Origin of the sequence: Acinetobacter sp., assembly GCF_036666595.1 — a bacterium.
Taxonomy (GTDB): domain Bacteria; phylum Pseudomonadota; class Gammaproteobacteria; order Pseudomonadales; family Moraxellaceae; genus Acinetobacter.
Window position 1 is genome coordinate 1 of record NZ_JAVWVO010000132.1, and the last position, 560, is coordinate 560.

The 560-nt window shown below is 30.0% G+C and carries 1 protein-coding gene; it reads right to left on the reverse strand.

Annotated features, from left to right (window positions below; genetic code table 11):
• Nucleotides 1-232, reverse strand: a 232-nt coding sequence (locus RR876_RS17205) for a sulfurtransferase TusA family protein (RefSeq protein ID WP_004648641.1), incomplete at its 3' end; no start/stop codon positions are given.
• Nucleotides 233-560 lie beyond the last annotated feature (328 nt).

The window sequence follows — 560 nt, forward strand, 5'->3', positions numbered from 1 at the left end:
AAGATTCAATTAAGTAGTGATATTCCGAATCGGAAATTGTTGTCATGCCGCATTTGAGTTGATGCATTTGGCAATAGCGCATGACATCTTGTTGACTATGTGGATCTGAAGATTTTAGCAAAAATAGATGATCTGATTTATTCTTGAGTGCTCGCTTAAGCATCAATAAGGGCATGGGGCAGGGTTTTCCCATTGCATCTATAATCATCGCTGTATTCGCTAGATCATTCATCTTATTTAATATCCAGTAAAACTTTCTGAAATGTTAGCAAATTTAGCGCCAAACAAAAATAAAATTATTGAATCACAACATAAAGATACTTTTATAAAAACAAGAAATAATCAGTAAAAAAATAGCTAAATTAATAACGCAGATTAATCAAAAAAACAGTATGAATTGTTAGAAACCCGTGTTAAGCTCTTTGCGTATTCAAAATAATGACAACATTTAAATTTGTCTTAAAATTGAATACAGTAATGGATGTAACCGGGATTTTGTTAATAGTAATACAGAATGATTACAAGCTTAGAAATAATAAATATTTTTAAACCTTGTTTAC